Source organism: Streptomyces chilikensis (genome assembly GCF_001642695.1).
Lineage (GTDB): Bacteria > Actinomycetota > Actinomycetes > Streptomycetales > Streptomycetaceae > Streptomyces > Streptomyces chilikensis.
Genome location: NZ_LWCC02000005.1, coordinates 3985104 through 4003192 on the forward strand (window position 1 = coordinate 3985104; position 18089 = coordinate 4003192).

Genomic DNA, 18089 nt, shown 5'->3' on the forward strand with positions numbered 1-18089 from the left:
TCCCCGCGCCGCGGGGTTCCAGGCCCCCGGGAAGCTCAGCTTCCCGGGGGCCTCCCGCGTTCCTCGGCCGTGGCGAAGACGGCCATCAGCCACGACGCGAAGGAGCCCGTCACCGCGCCGAGCAGGGCGAGGCCGCAGGCCATCAGGGCGACCGCGACGGTCCGCCCCCCGGGCGTCACCGGGGCCACGTCGCCGTACCCGACCGTGGCCAGGGTGGCGCAGGTCCACCACACGGAGTCGCCGAAGGTGCGGATGGTGGCGCCGGGAGCGCCCCGTTCCTGCTGGTAGACGGCGAGCGCCCCGGCGAACCCGATCAGCAGCACGGACACCCCGGCGTAGAACATCACCCGTGCCTGCAGGGGGAACCGCGGCCGCCCGCGCCGCCGCACCACCGCCTCGTAGAACCGGACGATCCGCAGCGGCCGCAGCAGGGGGAGGAGCAGGACCAGCGTGTCCAGCCAGTGGGTGCGCACGAAGCGGGGGCCCTGGCCGCTGCGGCGCCAGCGGGCCGCGTAGTCGAGCGCGAAGAGCAGCCACACGGCGGCGATCACCGCGAGGGCGAGACCGTGCCACAGGTCGGGCAGCCCGCGGCTCAGGACGAGGAGGGCGTAGGCGGCGAGGAAGAGCAGCGAGGCCACGGCGAGCGGGATCTCCGCACGGTCCTCACGGGGGTCACGGGTCTCCATGGCGCCAGCCTGGCGGGCGGGCCGCCCCGTCGCCCCCGGCGACACGTTCCGTACGGGCGACGCCATATGCTGCGTGGTATGACCAGTGAGCCGGAGCTGCAGATCGGGGTGGGTTCGCCGGACGCCTTCCAGCGGCTGTGGACCCCCCACCGGATGGCCTACGTCCAGGGCGAGAACAAGCCCACCGGACCCGAGGCCGGCGACGGGTGTCCGTTCTGCTCGATCCCCGCCAAGTCCGACGAGGACGGTCTGGTGATCCGGCGCGGGACCCACGTCTACGCGGTGCTCAACCTGTACCCGTACAACGGGGGTCACCTGATGGTGGTGCCCTACCGGCACGTCGCCGACTACACCGGGCTGACCGCGGAGGAGACGGCGGAGCTGGGGGAGCTCACCAAGCAGGCGATGACGGCGCTGCGGCGCTGCTCCGGGGCGCACGGGTTCAACATCGGCATGAACCAGGGGACGGTCGCCGGGGCCGGCATCGCCGCGCACCTGCACCAGCACGTGGTGCCCCGCTGGGGCGGGGACACCAACTTCATGCCGGTCGTGGGGCACACCAAGGTGCTGCCGCAGCTGCTGGCCGACACCCGGGCGATGATCGCCGCGGCCTGGCCCTCCGCCTGACGCCGCCCGGCGGGGCTACGCGTCGTAGGTGTCCGCCTTGCGCGGCGTCGGGTCCTGCACCGCTCCGCTGACCACGGACGAGCGCGCGCCGAACCTGTCGGTGGCGACGCCGTGCTCGCGCAGCACGCCGATCACCGCCTGGTGGACAGTGCGCAGCACCGGCGTGGCCACGCGCATGGCGTCGTCGGCCATGAACCGGTGGCGCCAGGGCTGCTCCGCCCAGGCGTGGCGCAGGCCGAACGGCTCCGGGAGGGTCAGGCTGCCGCCGAGCCAGTTGAGCTGCTTGGGGAACCAGGTCAGCGGGGCGCGGGCGGCGAGGCGCACCACCTCGTCGCTGTCGACCAGCGGGAGGGTGATGGTCCGCTTCTCCCAGGGCTTGAACGCCTTGTCGACGGTCCTCTCCTTGGCCGCGGGCTTGGAGTTGAACAGGCCGTGCACCGGCCCGAGCGCGTGCCCGGTGACCTCGATGCGCAGCGTCTGGTAGAGCACGGTGACCGTCACCAGCATGGTGAGGACCAACTGCCCGTCCCAGAGGACCCACTGGACGCCCAGGTAGTGGCGGTCGCCGCTGCCGAACTGCTGACGGTTGCAGATCTGCTGTATGGCGTGCGACTTGTAGCGGAAGTTGTCGACGTCGGTGCCGTCGGGCCGGGCGACGGAGTCCGCGCCCTCGCCGACGGGGGAGACGATCCAGTGCTCCACGGAGGGCTTGGGGATGCCCTCGGTGGGCACGGGGGTGCGCTCCATCAGGGAGAGCTTGGCGTGGATGGCGCGGACCACGTCCCAGCTGCGGAAGGCGTAGATCTCCTTGCCCTCCTCGGCGGGTTCGAGGTCCTCGGCCATCTGCCAGCTGCCCCAGCGGGTCCCCATCCCGAGGACGCCCTTGGGGCCGGCGTAGAAGGTGATGTTGGACTGCTGCTCGGCGCCGAGCCGGTTGAGGCTCTGGCGGAGCTGGTCGGCCGACCCGTCGGGGGTGGAGGGCACCGCCTCGGGGACCTTGGCGCCGATGCTGCTGCCGGAGAGCAGGCTCGCCCAGCGGTCGCGTAGGTCCTTGGCGGTGGCCTCGCAGATCCGCTTGGCGACCACCCAGCCGACCACCGGGGCGATCACCGCGCCGCGCGCGTACCAGCCCCAGAAGCCGCCGAAGGGCATCTGGACGAAGAAGACCACGGCGAGCAGGCCGAAGGCGGTCAGCAGCACGGTGCCCATGCCGGAGGTCCTGCGGTTCTCCGCCTTGGCGAGGGTGGCGCGGATCTGGAAGACCAGCAGCCAGGCCAGCAGGCCGGGCAGGAAGAGCACCCCGCAGAGCAGCATCACGGCGGTGAGCCGGATGTCGCGGGTGCGGCGCAGGCCGTTGGCGGCCAGGCAGTGCACGACCACGGTCTGCGGGTCCATGCCGAAGGACTGGACGACCGGACCGCGGCCGGGCGCGAGGAGCCGGTCGACCACGGCGCGGGAGAAGGCCTCGCCGAGGTTGGGGCGGAAGATCCTCGCCCAGCTCTTGCCGGGGTTGACCTTCGACCGGTGCCACTCGTTGTCGGCGTCGAGTATCTTCTCGACCGGGTCGTCCCGGTAGGCCGCGGAGGCCAGCGCGAAGGTGGCCTTCTGCCCCTCGCCGCCGGCCGCCGGCACCATCGGCCCGAATGCGTCGCTCGACACGGTTGTTTCCGCCCCCCTGCCGCGGCGCTCCCGCGGCGGTGTGTCCTGGCCTGCCCGCACGACCGGAGGCCGGTTCGTCAGCCTATCGGCCCGGTGACGGGCCCGGTGGTCCCTCGGCGGAATCGTCCGCCCGGGACCGGCCGGTCCGGGTCCGGTCGCGCACTACACAGACTGCCCAGGACGGGGGTGTGGTCAACCCCCGTTCCGGATCGCACTGTTGCGGCGGGTCAGGGCCGCGTGTTGCGGCGGGTCAGGGCCGCGGGGGATCAGGCGGGCGCGGTCTCCTTCTCGCGCAGCCGCCGCACGACGTGCTCGGGAGCGGGCTCGTGGCGCAGGTACCGGCGGCTGAACCCGGCCGTGCCGTGGGAGAGGGAGCGCAGCTCCACGGCGTAGCGCTCGATCTCCAGCTCGGGGATCTCGGCGCGGACCAGGACCCGGCCGCCCTCGGTCTGCTCGGTGCCCAGCACCCGGCCGCGCCGGGAGGACAGGTCGCTCATCACGGCGCCCACGTACGCGTCGCCGATCAGCACGGTCACCTCGGCCACCGGTTCCAGGACGTGGATCCGCGCGTCGGCGGCGGCCTCCCGCAGGGCGAGCGCGCCGGCGGTCTGGAAGGCGGCGTCGGAGGAGTCCACCGAGTGGGACTTGCCGTCGAGGAGGGTGACGCGCACGTCGGTCAGCGGGCGCCCGGATCCGATCCCCCGGGCGGCCTGGGCGCGGACCCCCTTCTCCACGGAGGGGACGAACTGCCGGGGGACCGCGCCGCCCACCACCTGGTCGACGAACTCGACGCCGGAGCCCGCGGGCAGCGGTTCGACCCGGATCTCGCAGATGCCGAACTGGCCGTGTCCGCCGGACTGCTTGACGTGCCTGCCGCGTCCGGAGGCCGGTGCGGCGAAGGTCTCGCGCAGTGCCACCCGGTGCGGGACGACGTCGACCCGGACTCCGTAGCGGGTGCGCAGGCGCTCCAGGGCGACCTCGGCGTGGGCCTCGCCCAGGCACCACAGCACGACCTGGCCGGTGTCCCGGTCGTGCTCCAGCCGCATGGTGGGGTCCTCGCCGACGAGGCGGGACAGGCCCTCGGAGAGCCGGTCCTCGTCCGCCTTGGAGTGGGCCTCCACGGCGAGCGGGAGCAGCGGGTCGGGCAGGGCCCAGGGCTTCATCAGCAGCGGGTCGTCCTTGGCGGACAGGGTGTCGCCGGTCTCGGCGCGGGAGAGCTTGGCGACGCAGACCAGGTCGCCCGCCACGGCGTGGGTCACCGGGCGCTGCTGCTTGCCGAAGGGGCTGGTCAGGGCGGAGACGCGTTCGTCGGTGTCGTGGTCCTCGTGTCCCCGGTCGGCCAGGCCGTGCCCCGAGACGTGGACGACCGTGTCGGGGCGCAGCGTGCCGGAGAAGACGCGGACCAGGGACATCCGGCCGACGTAGGGGTCGGACGCGGTCCTGACGACCTCCGCCAGCAGCGGCCCGGAGGGGTCGCCGAGCCGCAGGTCGCGGGGCGTGCCGTCGAGGGAGGTGACCACGGGCGCGTGGCGTTCGGGCGGGGTGGGGCAGCCGCGGGTGACCAGGTCGAGGAGTTCGACCGTGCCCAGCCCCTGGCGGGCGCCGGGCGGGGCGGGCGCGGCGCACAGGACGGGGTGGAAGGAGGCGCGGGAGACGGCCTTCTCCAGGTCCTCGACCAGGGCGCCGGGGTCGAGGGCCCCGCCGCCGATGTAGCGGTCCATGAGGGCCTCGTCCTCGCTCCCGGCGATGATGCCCTCGACCAGCCGGTCACGGGCCTCCTCGATCAGCGGGATCCGGTCCGCGTCGGGGTCGTGCTCGACGCGTTCGCCGGAGGAGTAGTCGAAGAGCTTCTTGGTGAGCAGGCCGATCAGCCCGGTCACCGGTGCCTGCCCGTCGGGTCCCGCAGGCCCGCGCAACGGCAGGTAGAGGGGGAGGACGGCGTCGGGGTCGTCGCCGCCGAACGCCTCGGCGCACAGCCGGGTCATCTCCTCCACGCCGGTGCGGGCCGACTCGAGGTGCGTGACGACGATGGCGCGGGGCATGCCGACGGCCGCGCACTCGTCCCACATCGCGCGCGTGGCGCCGTCCACGCCGTCGGACGCCGAGACGACGAACAGGGCCGCGTCCGCGGCGCGCAGGCCGGCCCTGAGCTCTCCCACGAAGTCGGCGTAGCCGGGGGTGTCCAGCAGGTTGATCTTGAAGCCGTCCCAGGTGAGCGGCACCAGGGAGAGCTGCACCGAGCGGTGCCGGCGCTGTTCGATCTCGTCGTGGTCGGAGACGGTGCCGCCGTCCTCGACCCGGCCCGCCCGGTTGACCGCGCCGGCGGTCTGGGCGAGGGCCTCGACCAGCGTGGTCTTGCCCGATCCGGTGGGGCCGACCAGCACCACGTTCCGGATGGAGCCGGGGCGGTCGGCCGTCGCCGCCCCTCCGGCGGCTCCGGGGTGATGGCTGTTCCTGTCGCCCATGGTCCTGCCCTCCCGCACACGGTGGGATCGCTGGTGGCGCGGACGCACGGTCCCGAGGGCCGCCGCGGCGGCGCGAGGCGCGCGCCCGCGGTTCCCTTCGAGCTTCGCACCGTCGCCGGGACTCGTCCATCCGGGGGACGGCCGCCCCCGCGTCACCTGTCCGTGAGAAGGCCGTGGCCGGGCCGTGACCTGACCAGAGGGTGCCCCTCCTTCGGGGCGGGGAGCGCGTGGCTACGATGGGCCGGGCCGGTGGCCAGCAGGGGCGGCCGCCACGACCCTCGGGAAGGCCATGCTGAACAAGTACGCGCGTGCATTCTTCACGCGTGTTCTCACACCGTTCGCCGCGTTTCTCATCCGCCACGGCGTCAGCCCCGACACGGTCACCGTGCTGGGAACCGCCGGAGTGGTCGCGGGCGCGCTGGTCCTCTTCCCGGTGGGCGAGTTCTTCTGGGGCACGATCGTCATCACCCTGTTCGTGTTCTCGGACCTGGTGGACGGCAACATGGCCCGGCAGCTCGGCCGTTCCAGCCGCTGGGGCGCCTTCCTCGACTCCACGCTGGACCGGGTCGCCGACGGCGCGGTCTTCGGCGGCATCGCCCTCTGGTACGCGGGCGGCGGCGACAGCGTGACGCTGTGCGCGGTGGCGATCTTCTGCCTGGCCAGCGGCCAGGTGGTCTCGTACACCAAGGCGCGCGGCGAGTCGATCGGCCTGCCGGTCGCGGTCAACGGGCTGGTGGAGCGTGCCGAGCGGCTGGTGGTCACGCTGGTGGCGGCCGGGCTCGCGGGGCTGCACGCCTTCGGGGTGCCGGGCGTCGACGTGCTGCTCCCGGTCGCGCTGTGGATCGTCGCCGTGGGCAGCCTGGTCACGCTGGCGCAGCGGGTGGTCACGGTGCGCCGGGAGGCCGCCGAGGCGGATGCCGGGACCGTCTCGTGAGCGGGCCGAAGGACAAGCTCGCCGCATCCCTCTACGGGCTCGGCTGGGCCACCGTGAAGAAGCTTCCCGAGCCGGCGGCCGTGCGCCTCGGCCGGACGATCGCCGACACCGCGTGGCGCCGGCGCGGCGCGGGCGTGCTGCGCCTGGAGCGGAACCTGGCCCGGGTGGTGCCCGACGCCACGCCGGAGCGGCTCGCCGAGCTGTCCCGGGCGGGCATGCGGTCCTACCTGCGGTACTGGATGGAGTCGTTCCGGCTGCCCTCCTGGAGCAGGGAGCGGATCGCCTCCGGGGTGGAGATGAGGGACGAGGACGTCCGCCTGCTCACCGACACCCTCGCCGCCGGGCGCGGGGTGGTACTCGCGCTGCCGCACATGGGCAACTGGGACCTGGCCGGAGCCTGGGTCACCACCCACCTGGGCATCCCGTTCACCACCGTCGCCGAGCGCCTGAAGCCCGAGACGCTCTACGACCGGTTCGTCGCCTACCGCGAGGGCCTGGGCATGGAGGTGCTGCCGCACGACGGCGGCTCCGCCTTCGGGGCGCTGGCGCGGCGGCTGCGCAAGGGCGGCCTGGTCTGCCTGGTCGCCGACCGCGACCTGTCCGCCTCCGGGGTGGAGGTCGACTTCTTCGGCGAGAGGGCGCGGATGCCGGCCGGGCCGGCGCTGCTCGCCCAGCAGACCGGGGCGCTGCTGCTCCCGGCGACGCTCTGGTTCGACGACACCCCGGTGATGAAGGCGCGCCTCCACCCGCCGGTGGAGGTGCCCGCGGGCGGGACGCGGCCCGAGAGGTCCGCCGTGATGACGCAGCGCCTCGCCGACGCCTTCGCGTCCGGCATCGCCGAGCACCCGGAGGACTGGCACATGCTGCAGAGGCTGTGGCCCGCCGATCTGGACGACCGGCGGGGCGAGGGGGAGAGTGCATGAGGATCGGCATCGTCTGCCCGTACTCCTGGGACGTGCCGGGCGGCGTCCAGTTCCACATCCGCGACCTGGCGGAGTACTTCGTGCGCCAGGGCCACGAGGTGTCCGTGCTGGCCCCGGCCGACGACGACACCCCGCTGCCGCCCTACGTGGTCTCCGCCGGGCGCGCGGTACCGGTGCCGTACAACGGTTCGGTGGCGCGGCTCAACTTCGGGTTCCTCTCCGCGGCGCGGGTGCGGCGCTGGCTGCACGACGGGGCGTTCGACGTCATCCACATCCACGAGCCGGCCTCGCCCTCGCTGGGCCTGCTCGCCTGCTGGGCGGCCTCGGGCCCGATCGTGGCGACCTTCCACACCTCCAACCCGCGGTCCCGGGCGATGATCGCCGCCTACTCGATCCTCCAGGCCGCGCTGGAGAAGATCAGCGCGCGGATCGCGGTGAGCGAGTACGCCCGGCGCACGCTGGTGGAGCACCTCGGCGGTGACGCGGTGGTCATCCCCAACGGCGTCGACGTCGACTTCTTCGCCGAGGCCGAACCGGAGCCGCGGTGGCAGGGCGGGACCATCGGGTTCATAGGGCGGATCGACGAGCCGCGCAAGGGCCTGCCGGTGCTGATGCGGGCCCTGCCGAGGATCCTGGAGGCCCGGCCGGAGACCCGGCTGCTGGTCGCGGGGCGCGGCGACGAGGAGGAGGCGGTCGCCTCGCTCCCCGAGGAACTGCGGTCCCGGGTGGAGTTCCTCGGCATGGTCAGCGACGAGGAGAAGGCGCGGCTGCTGCGGTCGGTGGACCTGTACGTGGCGCCCAACACGGGCGGGGAGAGCTTCGGCATCATCCTGGTCGAGGCGCTCTCGGCGGGCGCGCCGGTGCTCGCCTCGGACCTGGACGCGTTCGCCCAGGTGCTGGACCAGGGGACGGCGGGGGAGCTGTTCGCCAACGAGGACGCGGACGCGCTGGCCGCGGCGGCGATCCGGCTGCTCGGCGACCCCGCGCGGCGGGCGGAGCTGCGGGAGCGGGGCAGCGCGCACGTCCGGCGGTTCGACTGGGCGACGGTCGGGGCCGACATCATGTCCGTCTACGAGACGGTGACCGCGGGGGCGGCGGCGGTGGCCGCCGACGACCGCGCCACGGGACTGCGGGCCCGGCTGGGCCTCGCCCGCGACTGACCCCTCCCGCGGCGGCCGCACCGCGGCGGCCGCCCCGGGGTGCGGTCCCGCCGCGGTGGCCGCCCGCCGTCGGGTCCGCCGCGGTGGCCGCCAGCGCGGTGCGTGAGCCCCCGCAGGTGGCCGAGCCGTGGTGGAGCGTGTCGCCGGGGTGGTGTGCGGGGGAGCTCCCCGCCGCCGCGGCGGACGGATGCCCGGTGGTGACCGGTCCGCGCGGGCGCCCGTGGCGGGCCGGATACGCTTCCGCGGTGACCGCAACGCTGATCTGGATCCTCGTCGCCCTCATCGCGATCGGGCTGTACCTGAGCTGGACCGCGGGCCGGCTCGACCGGCTGCACGCCCGGATCGACGCCGCCCGCGCCGCCCTGGACGCCCAGCTGCTGCGCCGCGCCTCCGTCGCCCAGGAGCTCGCCACCGCCGGCGTGCTCGACCCCGCCGCCTCGATCGTGCTGTACGAGGCAGCCCACGGGGCCCGGCAGGCCGAGGAGGAGCACCGGGAGATCGCCGAGAGTGAGCTGAGCCAGGCGTTGCGCGCGGTCTTCGCCGAGGCGCAGCAGGTCGAGGGCGTCCGCGAGGCCCACGGCGGCGAGGAGGCGGTGCGCGAACTGGCCGAGGCGGTGCGCCGCGTCCCGATGGCCCGCCGGTTCCACAACGACGCCGTCCGCGCCGCCCGCGCCCTGCGCCGGCACCGCAAGGTCCGCTGGTTCCGGCTGGCCGGCCACGCCCCGTTCCCGATGGCGTTCGAGATGGACGACGAGGCCCCCGCCGCCCTCGTGGAGCGCGTGTCCTGATCACATGAGCCGCCCGCCGCTCCCCGGGCAGGCCACGGTCTGCGCATTGGCTCTTGTCCCGGGCCCGCTCCGCGGCGTTTCCTCACAGGGACGCGGGGATCCGGTCCCCGTGTCGTCACACCACCCCTTCGTACCCCTGTGAGGCATGCTCATGTCCACCCTGAACGGCACCGCACCCGTCACCGGCACCGCCCGCGTCAAGCGCGGCATGGCGGAGCAGCTCAAGGGCGGCGTCATCATGGACGTCGTCACCCCCGAGCAGGCGAAGATCGCCGAGGACGCCGGCGCGGTCGCCGTGATGGCGCTGGAGCGCGTGCCGGCCGACATCCGCAAGGACGGCGGCGTGGCCCGGATGTCCGACCCGGACATGATCGAGGGCATCATCGAGGCCGTCTCCATCCCGGTGATGGCCAAGTCCCGCATCGGCCACTTCGTCGAGGCCCAGGTGCTGCAGGCGCTCGGCGTCGACTACATCGACGAGTCCGAGGTGCTGACCCCGGCCGACGAGGTCAACCACTCCGACAAGTGGTCGTTCACCACCCCGTTCGTGTGCGGCGCCACCAACCTGGGCGAGGCGCTGCGCCGGATCTCCGAGGGCGCGGCCATGATCCGCTCCAAGGGCGAGGCCGGCACCGGCAACGTCGTCGAGGCGGTCCGCCACCTGCGGCAGATCAAGGGCGACATCTCCCGCCTGCGCGGCCTGGACGAGCACGAGCTGTACGCCGCCGCCAAGGAGCTGCGCGCTCCCTACGAGCTGGTCCGCGAGGTCGCCGAGCTCGGCAAGCTGCCCGTGGTGCTGTTCTCCGCCGGCGGCGTCGCCACCCCGGCGGACGCCGCGCTGATGCGCCAGCTCGGCGCCGAGGGCGTCTTCGTCGGCTCCGGCATCTTCAAGTCCGGCGACCCGGCCAAGCGCGCCGCGGCCATCGTCAAGGCGACCACCTTCTACGACGACCCCAAGGTGGTCGCGGACGCCTCCCGCAACCTGGGCGAGGCCATGGTCGGCATCAACTGCGACGTGCTCCCCGAGTCGGAGCGCTACGCCAACCGCGGCTGGTGACGGCGCAGATGCCGGAGCACCACCGTCCCGTGATCGGCGTCCTGGCCCTCCAGGGCGACGTCCGGGAGCACCTCGCGGCGCTGGCCGAGGCCGGCGCCGCGGCGGTCACGGTCCGCCGCCCCGAGGAACTGGCCGCCGTGGACGGCCTGGTCGTTCCCGGGGGCGAGTCGACCGTGATCTCCAAGCTGGCCGAACTGTTCGGGCTGCTGGAGCCGCTGCGCGAGCGGGTCCGCGCCGGCATGCCGGTCTACGGGACCTGCGCCGGAATGATCCTGCTCGCCGACCGGATCGCCGATCCGCGCTCCGGCCAGCAGAGCATCGGCGGCATCGACATGACCGTGCGCCGCAACGCCTTCGGGCGGCAGAACGAGTCGTTCGAGGCGGTCCTCGACGTGACCGGCGTGGTGGGCGACCCTGTGGTGGGAGTGTTCATCCGCGCGCCCCTGGCGGAGTCGGTCGGGGAGGGCGTGGAGGTGCTCGCCCGGCACGAGGGCGCCGTGGTCGCCGTGCGCCAGGGCAACGCCCTGGCCACCGCCTTCCACCCGGAGCTCACCGGCGACAGCCGGGTGCACGCGCTCTTCACCGAGATGGTGAGGGAGAGGCGGACGGCGGGAGCCTTGTAGGATCTCTGCCGTTCGTACGGAGATGGGTTACGCGAAGGAGACAGGCAGATGTCCGGCCACTCTAAATGGGCCACGACGAAGCACAAGAAGGCCGTCATCGACGCCAAGCGCGGCAAGCTCTTCGCGAAGCTGATCAAGAACATCGAGGTCGCTGCGCGGACCGGCGGCGCCGACCCGGACGGCAACCCGACGCTGTACGACGCCATCCAGAAGGCGAAGAAGTCGTCGGTCCCCAACAAGAACATCGACTCGGCGGTCAAGCGCGGCGGCGGCCTCGAGGCCGGCGGCGTCGACTACGAGACGATCATGTACGAGGGCTACGGCCCGAACGGCGTCGCGGTGCTCATCGAGTGCCTCACCGACAACCGCAACCGCGCCGCCTCCGACGTGCGGGTCGCCATGACCCGCAACGGCGGCTCGATGGCCGACCCCGGTTCGGTGTCGTACCTGTTCAACCGCAAGGGCGTGGTGATCGTCCCCAAGGGCGAGCTGACCGAGGACGACGTCCTCGGCGCCGTCCTGGACGCGGGCGCCGAGGAGGTCAACGACCTCGGCGAGACCTTCGAGGTCATCAGCGAGGCCACCGACCTGGTCGCGGTCCGCACCGCTCTCCAGGACGCCGGCATCGACTACGACTCGGCCGACGCCAACTTCGTCCCGACCATGCAGGTCGAGCTGGACGAGGAGGGCGCGCGCAAGATCTTCAAGCTGATCGACGCGCTCGAGGACAGCGACGACGTGCAGAACGTCTACGCCAACTTCGACGTCTCCGACGAGGTCATGGAGAAGGTCGACGCCTGATCGCGGCGTTCGGCCGGAACGGCGCGTGACCGGTGCGGCGCGTGACCGGTGCCGCGCCCGGTCGGCGGCATCACGTGCGACGGCGGGCCGGCGGGACGGACACGTCCCGCCGGCCCGCCGTCCGCTTCAGGGGTCCTGTCGGTGCCGCGCGATAGCCTTCCTGCCTGCGGGAACAGGTGAACGAACGCTTGACGAGCCGGGAGGCGAACGCTGTGCGGGTACTGGGGGTGGACCCGGGACTGACCCGGTGCGGCGTCGGCGTGGTCGAGGGAGTGGCCGGGCGGCCGCTGACCATGCGCGGCGTCGGCGTCGTCCGCACGCCCACGGACGCCGAGCCCGCACTGCGGCTGGTCGCCCTGGAACAGGGGCTGGAGCAGTGGCTGGACGAGTACCGGCCGGAGTTCGTCGCCGTGGAACGGGTCTTCGCCCAGCACAACGTCCGCACCGTGATGGGCACCGCGCAGGCCAGCGCCGTCGCCATGGTCTGCGCGGCCCGGCGCGGCATCCCGGTCGCGCTGCACACCCCCAGTGAGGTCAAGGCCGCCGTCACCGGCAGCGGCCGGGCCGACAAGGCGCAGGTGGGAGCCATGGTGACGCGCCTGCTGAGGCTGGACGCCCCGCCGAAGCCGGCCGACGCGGCGGACGCGCTGGCCCTGGCCATCTGCCACATCTGGCGGGCGCCGGCGCAGAACCGCCTGCAGGTCGCGGTGGCCCGGCAGGCGCTGAGGAACCAGCACACCACGCGTACCCTCGGCCGTCCCCGGCCGGCGAAGGCCAGGCCCCCGGAGGCGTCGCCCGCCGCCGGCCCCGGACCCACCGGACCCGCGCCCGAACCCGCGCCCCCCGAGGCCGAGCGCCCCGCGCGGACCGACACCCCGCGGACCGACACCCCGCGGACCGACACCCCGCGGACCGACACGCCGCGGACCGACACCGCACAGGCCGACACCCCGCCGGACGCCTCCCCGCAGGCCGGCTCCCAGCGACAGAAAGGGCGCCCGTCATGATCGCCTTCGTGAGCGGCCCGGTCGCCGCCCTCGCCCCGGACTCCGCCGTGGTCGAGGTGGGCGGGATCGGCATCGCCGTCCAGTGCACCCCCACCACCCTCGCCACCCTCCGCCAGGGGGAGGCCGCCCGGCTGGCCACCTCCCTGGTCGTCCGCGAGGACTCGCTGACCCTCTACGGATTCGCCGACGACGACGAGCGGCAGGTGTTCGAGCTGCTCCAGACCGCCAGCGGCGTCGGCCCCCGGCTCGCCCAGGCCATGCTGGCCGTGCACACCCCCGACGCGCTGCGCCTGGCGGTGTCCTCCGGTGACGAGAAGGCGCTGACCGCCGTCCCCGGCATCGGGAAGAAGGGCGCCCAGAAGCTGCTGCTGGAGCTCAAGGACCGCCTCGGCGAGCCCGTCGGCTCCGCCCGCCCCGCCACCGCCCTCGCCGCCCGCCCGGCCGGCTGGCGCGACCAGCTGCACGCCGCGCTGGTCGGCCTCGGCTACCCGGCCCGCGAGGCCGACGAGGCCGTCGAGGCGGTCGCCCCGCAGGCCGAGGCGGAGACCGACCCGCAGGTCGGACGCCTGCTGAAGGCGGCGCTGCAGACCCTCAACCGAGCCCGCTAGGAGACCCTGGTGAACTGGGACGACAGGCCCCACGAAGACGCCGCCGCCCTCGCGCCCGAGCGGCTGGTCGGCGCGTCCGCGGACGGCGAGGAACAGGCCGTCGAGGCCGCGCTGCGCCCCAAGGACCTCGGCGAGTTCATCGGCCAGGAGAAGGTCCGCGAACAGCTCGACCTGGTGCTCCGGGCCGCCCGCGCGCGCGGCGCCACCGCCGACCACGTGCTGCTGTCCGGCGCGCCGGGACTGGGCAAGACCACCCTGTCCATGATCATCGCGGCCGAGATGGGCGCGCCGATCCGCATCACCAGCGGCCCCGCCATCCAGCACGCCGGCGACCTGGCCGCGATCCTCTCCTCCCTCCAGGAGGGCGAGGTCCTCTTCCTCGACGAGATCCACCGCATGTCGCGGCCCGCCGAGGAGATGCTCTACATGGCGATGGAGGACTTCCGGGTCGACGTGGTCGTCGGCAAGGGCCCCGGCGCCACCGCCATCCCGCTCGAGCTGCCGCCCTTCACCCTGGTCGGCGCCACCACCAGGGCCGGACTCCTCCCGCCGCCGCTGCGGGACCGCTTCGGCTTCACCGCGCACATGGAGTTCTACGCCCCGGAGGAACTGGAACGGGTCGTCCACCGCTCGGCGCTGCTGCTCGACGTGGAGATCGACGCCGACGGCGCCGCCGAGATCGCCGGCCGCTCCCGCGGCACGCCCCGCATCGCCAACCGCCTGCTGCGCCGGGTGCGCGACTACGCCCAGGTCAAGGCGGACGGCGTCATCACCCGCGACGTGGCCTCCGCCGCGCTCAAGGTGTACGAGGTCGACTCCCGCGGCCTCGACCGGCTGGACCGGGGGGTGCTGGAGGCGCTGCTCAGGCTGTTCGGCGGCGGGCCGGTGGGTCTGTCCACGCTGGCCGTGGCGGTGGGGGAGGAGCGCGAGACGGTCGAGGAGGTGGCCGAACCGTTCCTGGTCCGCGAGGGCCTGCTGGCCCGCACGCCGCGCGGCCGGGTCGCCACGCCCGCCGCCTGGGCCCACCTCGGGCTCACCCCGCCGAACGCCGCGGCGCCCGGGGCGGCGAGGTCCGGCCAAGGGGGACAAGGGGACCTGTTCGGGGCGTGACGGCGCGTGACGGCAGGTAAAGCTCGCTACGGAAGGAACCCCGGTGACATGCTGGGCGTTGTTCCATCTGCGCGGGCTCGCTTAGACTCCGCCGATGCCGCCCCTGCGGGGCGGCGCTCCGACACCCCCGTCAACAGGCCGCTCACCATCGCGGTCGTGCGAAGGAACTCCCGTCCCGTGGATATCTTGACCCTTTTCCCCATCATCATTCTCATCGGGTTCATGTTCGTGATGACCCGCTCGGCCAAGAAGAAGCAGCAGCAGGCCGCCGAGATGCGGGACTCGATGCAGCCCGGCACCGGCGTCCGGACGATCGGGGGCATGTACGCCACGGTCAAGGAGGTCAACGACGAGACCGTCCTGCTCGACGCCGGTCCCGGCGTGGAACTGCTCTTCGCCAAGAACGCCATCGGTGCCGTCCTCACCGATGACGAGTACAACCGCATCGTGCACGGCATCGAGGCCGAGCTGCAGGGCGACGTCGTTCCCGACGACGCCTCCTCCCTCACCGACGCCGACGACGCGGACGCCGGTGCCGCCGCCGACGGCAGGACCGTCGACCTCGGCAAGACGGAGGACGCGCCCAGGAAGACCGACGGCGAGTCCGACGCCAAGTAGGCACGCTCCGGCGTGGGGGGTGACCGGTCGCGCCCCGCGCACCCCGGGGGGGAACGCCCGCGTTCCGTACGGGGTCCGAACTTGTCATGGCCGCCCGCCGGCCCCAGAGGTGCGTGCGGCGGCCCGAGAGGGAGTACGAGAAGGTGGCAGCACCTAAGAAGGGCCGCAGCGCGAACGCGCCGAGCAAGCCGGGACGCGCCCTCGCCCTGATCCTGATCGCCCTGGTGGCGCTCACCGGAGGCATGTTCGCCTCCGGTCACACCACCCCGCGTCTCGGCATCGACCTGGCCGGCGGCACCAGCATCACCCTGCGTGCGGTCGCCGAGAAGGGCCAGGAGTCGGCGATCAACCCGACCAACATGGCCACGGCGGTCGACATCATGGAGCGCCGGGTCAACGGCCTGGGCGTCTCCGAGGCGGAGGTCCAGACCCAGGGCGACCGCAACATCATCGTCAACATCCCCAAGGGCACCAACTCGGAGCAGGCCCGGGACCAGGTCGGCACCACGGCGAAGCTGTACTTCCGCCCCGTGCTGCAGACGGAGCTCTCCGGGCCCGACGCGGCCGTCCCGACGCCGGGCGCCACCGACGGGGCCTCCCCGTCGGCAGAGCCCTCCGGGAAGCCCACGGGGAAGTCCACCGCGTCTCCCTCCGCCCCCGCCGCCACCGACCCGTCCGCGGAGGCGTCCCCACAGGGCCGCGCGCTGACCGAGGGCCTCAAGGCCGCCACCGGCTCGCCCTCGCCCGACGCGAGCGGCGCCCCCGAGGCCCCGGCCGAGAGCCCGGTGCCCGCCGACACCGCCGCGCCCGTCGACGCGAAGCTGCAGGAGCAGTACGCCAAGCTCGACTGCACCGACCCCGAGCAGCGCGCCATGGCCGGCGAGGGCAGCAAGCCCGGCGACTCCATCGTCGCCTGCGGCAACGGCTCGGGCCAGTGGCAGAAGTACATCCTCGGTCCCGCCGAGGTCGACGGCACCGACATCGACGACGCCCAGGCCGTCCTCAACACGCAGACCGGCGCCGGCTGGACCGTCACCATGGAGTTCACCTCCAAGGGCGGCGACAAGTTCGCCGACATCACCGGCAAGCTCGCCACCCAGCCCAGCCCGCAGAACCAGTTCGCGATCGTGCTCGACGGCGAGGTCGTCTCCGACCCGTACGTCAGCCAGGCGCTCACCGGCGGCAACGCCGAGATCTCCGGCAACTTCACCCAGCCCGAGGCGCAGTCCCTGGCGAACATGCTGTCCTACGGCGCACTGCCGCTGACCTTCGACGAGGACAGCGTCACCACGGTCACCCCGGCGCTCGGCAGCGAGCAGCTGGAGGGCGGTCTGATCGCCGGCGCCATCGGCCTCGCGCTGGTCGTGGTCTACCTGCTGACCTACTACCGCGGCCTCGGCTTCGTCGCGCTGCTGTCGCTGGCGGTCTCCGCGGTGCTGACGTACACGATCATGTCGCTGCTCGGCCCGGCCATCGGCTTCGCGCTGAACCTGCCGGCGGTCTGCGGCGCCATCGTCGCCATCGGTATCACCGCCGACTCGTTCATCGTGTACTTCGAGCGCATCCGGGACGAGATCCGCGAGGGCCGCACCCTGCGTCCGGCCGTGGAGAGGGCCTGGCCGCGTGCCCGGCGCACCGTCCTGGTCTCCGACTTCGTGTCGTTCCTCGCCGCCGCGGTCCTGTTCGTGGTGACCGTCGGCAAGGTCCAGGGCTTCGCGTTCACCCTCGGCCTGACCACCCTGCTCGACGTGGTCGTGGTGTTCCTCTTCACCAAGCCGCTGATGACGCTGCTGGCCCGCACCACGTTCTTCTCCAGCGGCCACCCCTGGTCCGGCCTGGACCCGAAGCGCCTCGGAGTGCAGCCCCCGCTGCGCCGCGGCCGTCGTTCCTCTTCCTCCGCCCTCGTCGAACCGAAGGAGGCCTGAGATGTCGAAACTCGGCAACCTCGGGGCCCGGCTCCACCGCGGCGAGGTCGGCTACGACTTCGTCGGCAACCGCAAGATCTGGTACGGCGTCTCGATCCTGATCACGATCGTCGCCGTCGCGGGCCTGTTCACCCGCGGCCTGCACATGGGCATCGAGTTCCAGGGCGGCGCCGTCTTCACCACCCCGAAGACCAGCGTCTCGGTCTCCCAGGCCGAGTCCTACGCCGAGGAGGCGTCGGGCCACGACGCCATCGTCCAGGGCCTGGGCACCGGTGGCATGCGCGTCCAGGTCGCCGGCATCGACACCGGCGCCTCCGACAAGATCAAGACGGAGCTGGCCGAGAAGCTCAAGGTCGACCCCGAGCAGATCAACGCCGAACTCGTCGGCCCCAGCTGGGGCGAGCAGATCGCCAACAAGGCCTGGCAGGGCCTGGCGATCTTCATGGTCCTGGTGGTGATCTACCTGGCCATCGCGTTCGAGTGGCGGATGGCCCTCGCCGCGCTGGTGGCACTGATCCACGACATCACCATCACCGTCGGGATCTACGCCCTGGTGGGCTTCGAGGTCACGCCGGGCACGGTGATCGGTCTGCTGACCATCCTCGGTTACTCCCTCTACGACACGGTCGTCGTCTTCGACAGCCTCAAGGAGGGGAGCCAGGGGATCACGAAGCAGACCCGCTGGACCTACCGGGACGTCGCCAACCGCTCGATCAACGGCACGCTCGTGCGGTCCATCAACACCACCGTGGTGGCGCTGCTGCCGGTGGCGGGCCTGCTGTTCATCGGCGGCGGCGTCCTGGGCGCCGGCATGCTGAACGACATCTCCCTGTCGATCTTCGTCGGCCTCGCGGCCGGCGCCTACTCGTCGATCTTCATCGCCACGCCGCTCGTCGCCGACCTCAAGGAGCGCGAGCCGGAGATGAAGGCCCTGCGCCGGCGGGTGCTCGCCAAGCGCGCGCAGGGCGGCGACGACGCGACCGCGGCGGTCGGCGCGGACGCCGGGAACACGAACGACCCGGAGGGCTCCGGGCCCGCCGTGGTCGGCCCGCGGGCCGACCGCAGCGGCGGCCGGGCCTCCGGAAGGAGGCGATGACG

General features: G+C 73.3%; 16 protein-coding genes and 1 pseudogene. 14 read left to right on the forward strand and 3 right to left on the reverse strand.

Going from position 1 to position 18089, the window contains the following annotated elements; genetic code table 11:
• Window positions 1–35: 35 nt before the first annotated feature.
• Window positions 36–686, reverse strand: coding sequence for a potassium channel family protein (locus A2U95_RS17870; RefSeq protein ID WP_166023738.1), 651 nt, complete (start codon window positions 684–686; stop codon window positions 36–38).
• 66 nt (window positions 687–752) lie between these two features.
• Here A2U95_RS17870 and A2U95_RS17875 point away from each other — a divergent pair, with 66 nt between their 5' ends.
• Window positions 753–1313: an HIT family protein gene (locus tag A2U95_RS17875; RefSeq protein WP_166023740.1), complete on the forward strand. Its 561-nt coding sequence runs from the start codon at window positions 753–755 to the stop codon at window positions 1311–1313.
• 15 nt (window positions 1314–1328) lie between these two features.
• Here A2U95_RS17875 and A2U95_RS17880 read toward each other — a convergent pair whose 3' ends face one another.
• Entirely contained in the window at window positions 1329–2948 is a 1620-nt protein-coding gene (locus A2U95_RS17880; RefSeq protein ID WP_166025338.1) for a hypothetical protein, read from the reverse strand.
• A 290-nt stretch (window positions 2949–3238) separates the two neighbouring features.
• Window positions 3239–5437, reverse strand: coding sequence for an elongation factor G-like protein EF-G2 (locus tag A2U95_RS17885; protein WP_166023742.1), 2199 nt, complete (start codon window positions 5435–5437; stop codon window positions 3239–3241).
• Window positions 5438–5726: 289 nt separating this feature from the next.
• On the opposite strand from A2U95_RS17885, the gene pgsA reads away from it, so the two are divergent.
• From pgsA to secF, 13 genes and pseudogenes are all read left to right on the forward strand, one after another.
• A complete protein-coding gene (gene pgsA / locus A2U95_RS17890; RefSeq protein ID WP_166023744.1) occupies window positions 5727–6371 on the forward strand; it encodes a phosphatidylinositol phosphate synthase in 645 nt (214 codons plus the stop codon).
• Complete coding sequence (locus A2U95_RS17895; protein ID WP_166023746.1) at window positions 6368–7294, forward strand: phosphatidylinositol mannoside acyltransferase; 927 nt, start codon at window positions 6368–6370, stop codon at window positions 7292–7294. The genes pgsA and A2U95_RS17895 overlap by 4 nt, the downstream gene beginning before the upstream one ends.
• The gene (locus tag A2U95_RS17900; RefSeq protein ID WP_166023748.1) at window positions 7291–8454 is read left to right on the forward strand and encodes a glycosyltransferase family 4 protein; all 1164 of its coding nucleotides are present in this window, start codon (window positions 7291–7293) and stop codon (window positions 8452–8454) included. The genes A2U95_RS17895 and A2U95_RS17900 overlap by 4 nt, the downstream gene beginning before the upstream one ends.
• A gap of 245 nt (window positions 8455–8699) precedes the next feature.
• Window positions 8700–9242: a LemA family protein gene (locus A2U95_RS17905; RefSeq protein WP_166023750.1), complete on the forward strand. Its 543-nt coding sequence runs from the start codon at window positions 8700–8702 to the stop codon at window positions 9240–9242.
• A gap of 151 nt (window positions 9243–9393) precedes the next feature.
• On the forward strand, window positions 9394–10299 hold the full coding sequence (gene pdxS / locus A2U95_RS17910; protein WP_166025340.1) for a pyridoxal 5'-phosphate synthase lyase subunit PdxS: 906 nt from the start codon (window positions 9394–9396) through the stop codon (window positions 10297–10299).
• Window positions 10300–10307: 8 nt separating this feature from the next.
• Window positions 10308–10922, forward strand: coding sequence for a pyridoxal 5'-phosphate synthase glutaminase subunit PdxT (gene pdxT / locus A2U95_RS17915; RefSeq protein WP_166025342.1), 615 nt, complete (start codon window positions 10308–10310; stop codon window positions 10920–10922).
• A 48-nt stretch (window positions 10923–10970) separates the two neighbouring features.
• On the forward strand, window positions 10971–11723 hold the full coding sequence (locus A2U95_RS17920) for a YebC/PmpR family DNA-binding transcriptional regulator (protein ID WP_166023752.1): 753 nt from the start codon (window positions 10971–10973) through the stop codon (window positions 11721–11723).
• A gap of 212 nt (window positions 11724–11935) precedes the next feature.
• Window positions 11936–12457: pseudogene (gene ruvC / locus A2U95_RS17925) on the forward strand (crossover junction endodeoxyribonuclease RuvC); the annotation flags it as partial.
• A 269-nt stretch (window positions 12458–12726) separates the two neighbouring features.
• On the forward strand, window positions 12727–13338 hold the full coding sequence (gene ruvA, locus A2U95_RS17930; protein WP_166023754.1) for a Holliday junction branch migration protein RuvA: 612 nt from the start codon (window positions 12727–12729) through the stop codon (window positions 13336–13338).
• A 9-nt stretch (window positions 13339–13347) separates the two neighbouring features.
• Window positions 13348–14448: a Holliday junction branch migration DNA helicase RuvB gene (gene ruvB, locus A2U95_RS17935; protein ID WP_166023756.1), complete on the forward strand. Its 1101-nt coding sequence runs from the start codon at window positions 13348–13350 to the stop codon at window positions 14446–14448.
• A 177-nt stretch (window positions 14449–14625) separates the two neighbouring features.
• Entirely contained in the window at window positions 14626–15066 is a 441-nt protein-coding gene (gene yajC / locus A2U95_RS17940) for a preprotein translocase subunit YajC (protein WP_166023758.1), read from the forward strand.
• A gap of 143 nt (window positions 15067–15209) precedes the next feature.
• Window positions 15210–16991 carry a protein translocase subunit SecD gene (gene secD / locus A2U95_RS17945; RefSeq protein ID WP_166023761.1) on the forward strand — a complete coding sequence of 594 codons (1782 nt, stop codon included), beginning with the start codon at window positions 15210–15212 and terminating at the stop codon, window positions 16989–16991.
• Window position 16992: 1 nt separating this feature from the next.
• Complete coding sequence (gene secF, locus A2U95_RS17950; RefSeq protein ID WP_166023763.1) at window positions 16993–18087, forward strand: protein translocase subunit SecF; 1095 nt, start codon at window positions 16993–16995, stop codon at window positions 18085–18087.
• Window positions 18088–18089: the final 2 nt, after the last annotated feature.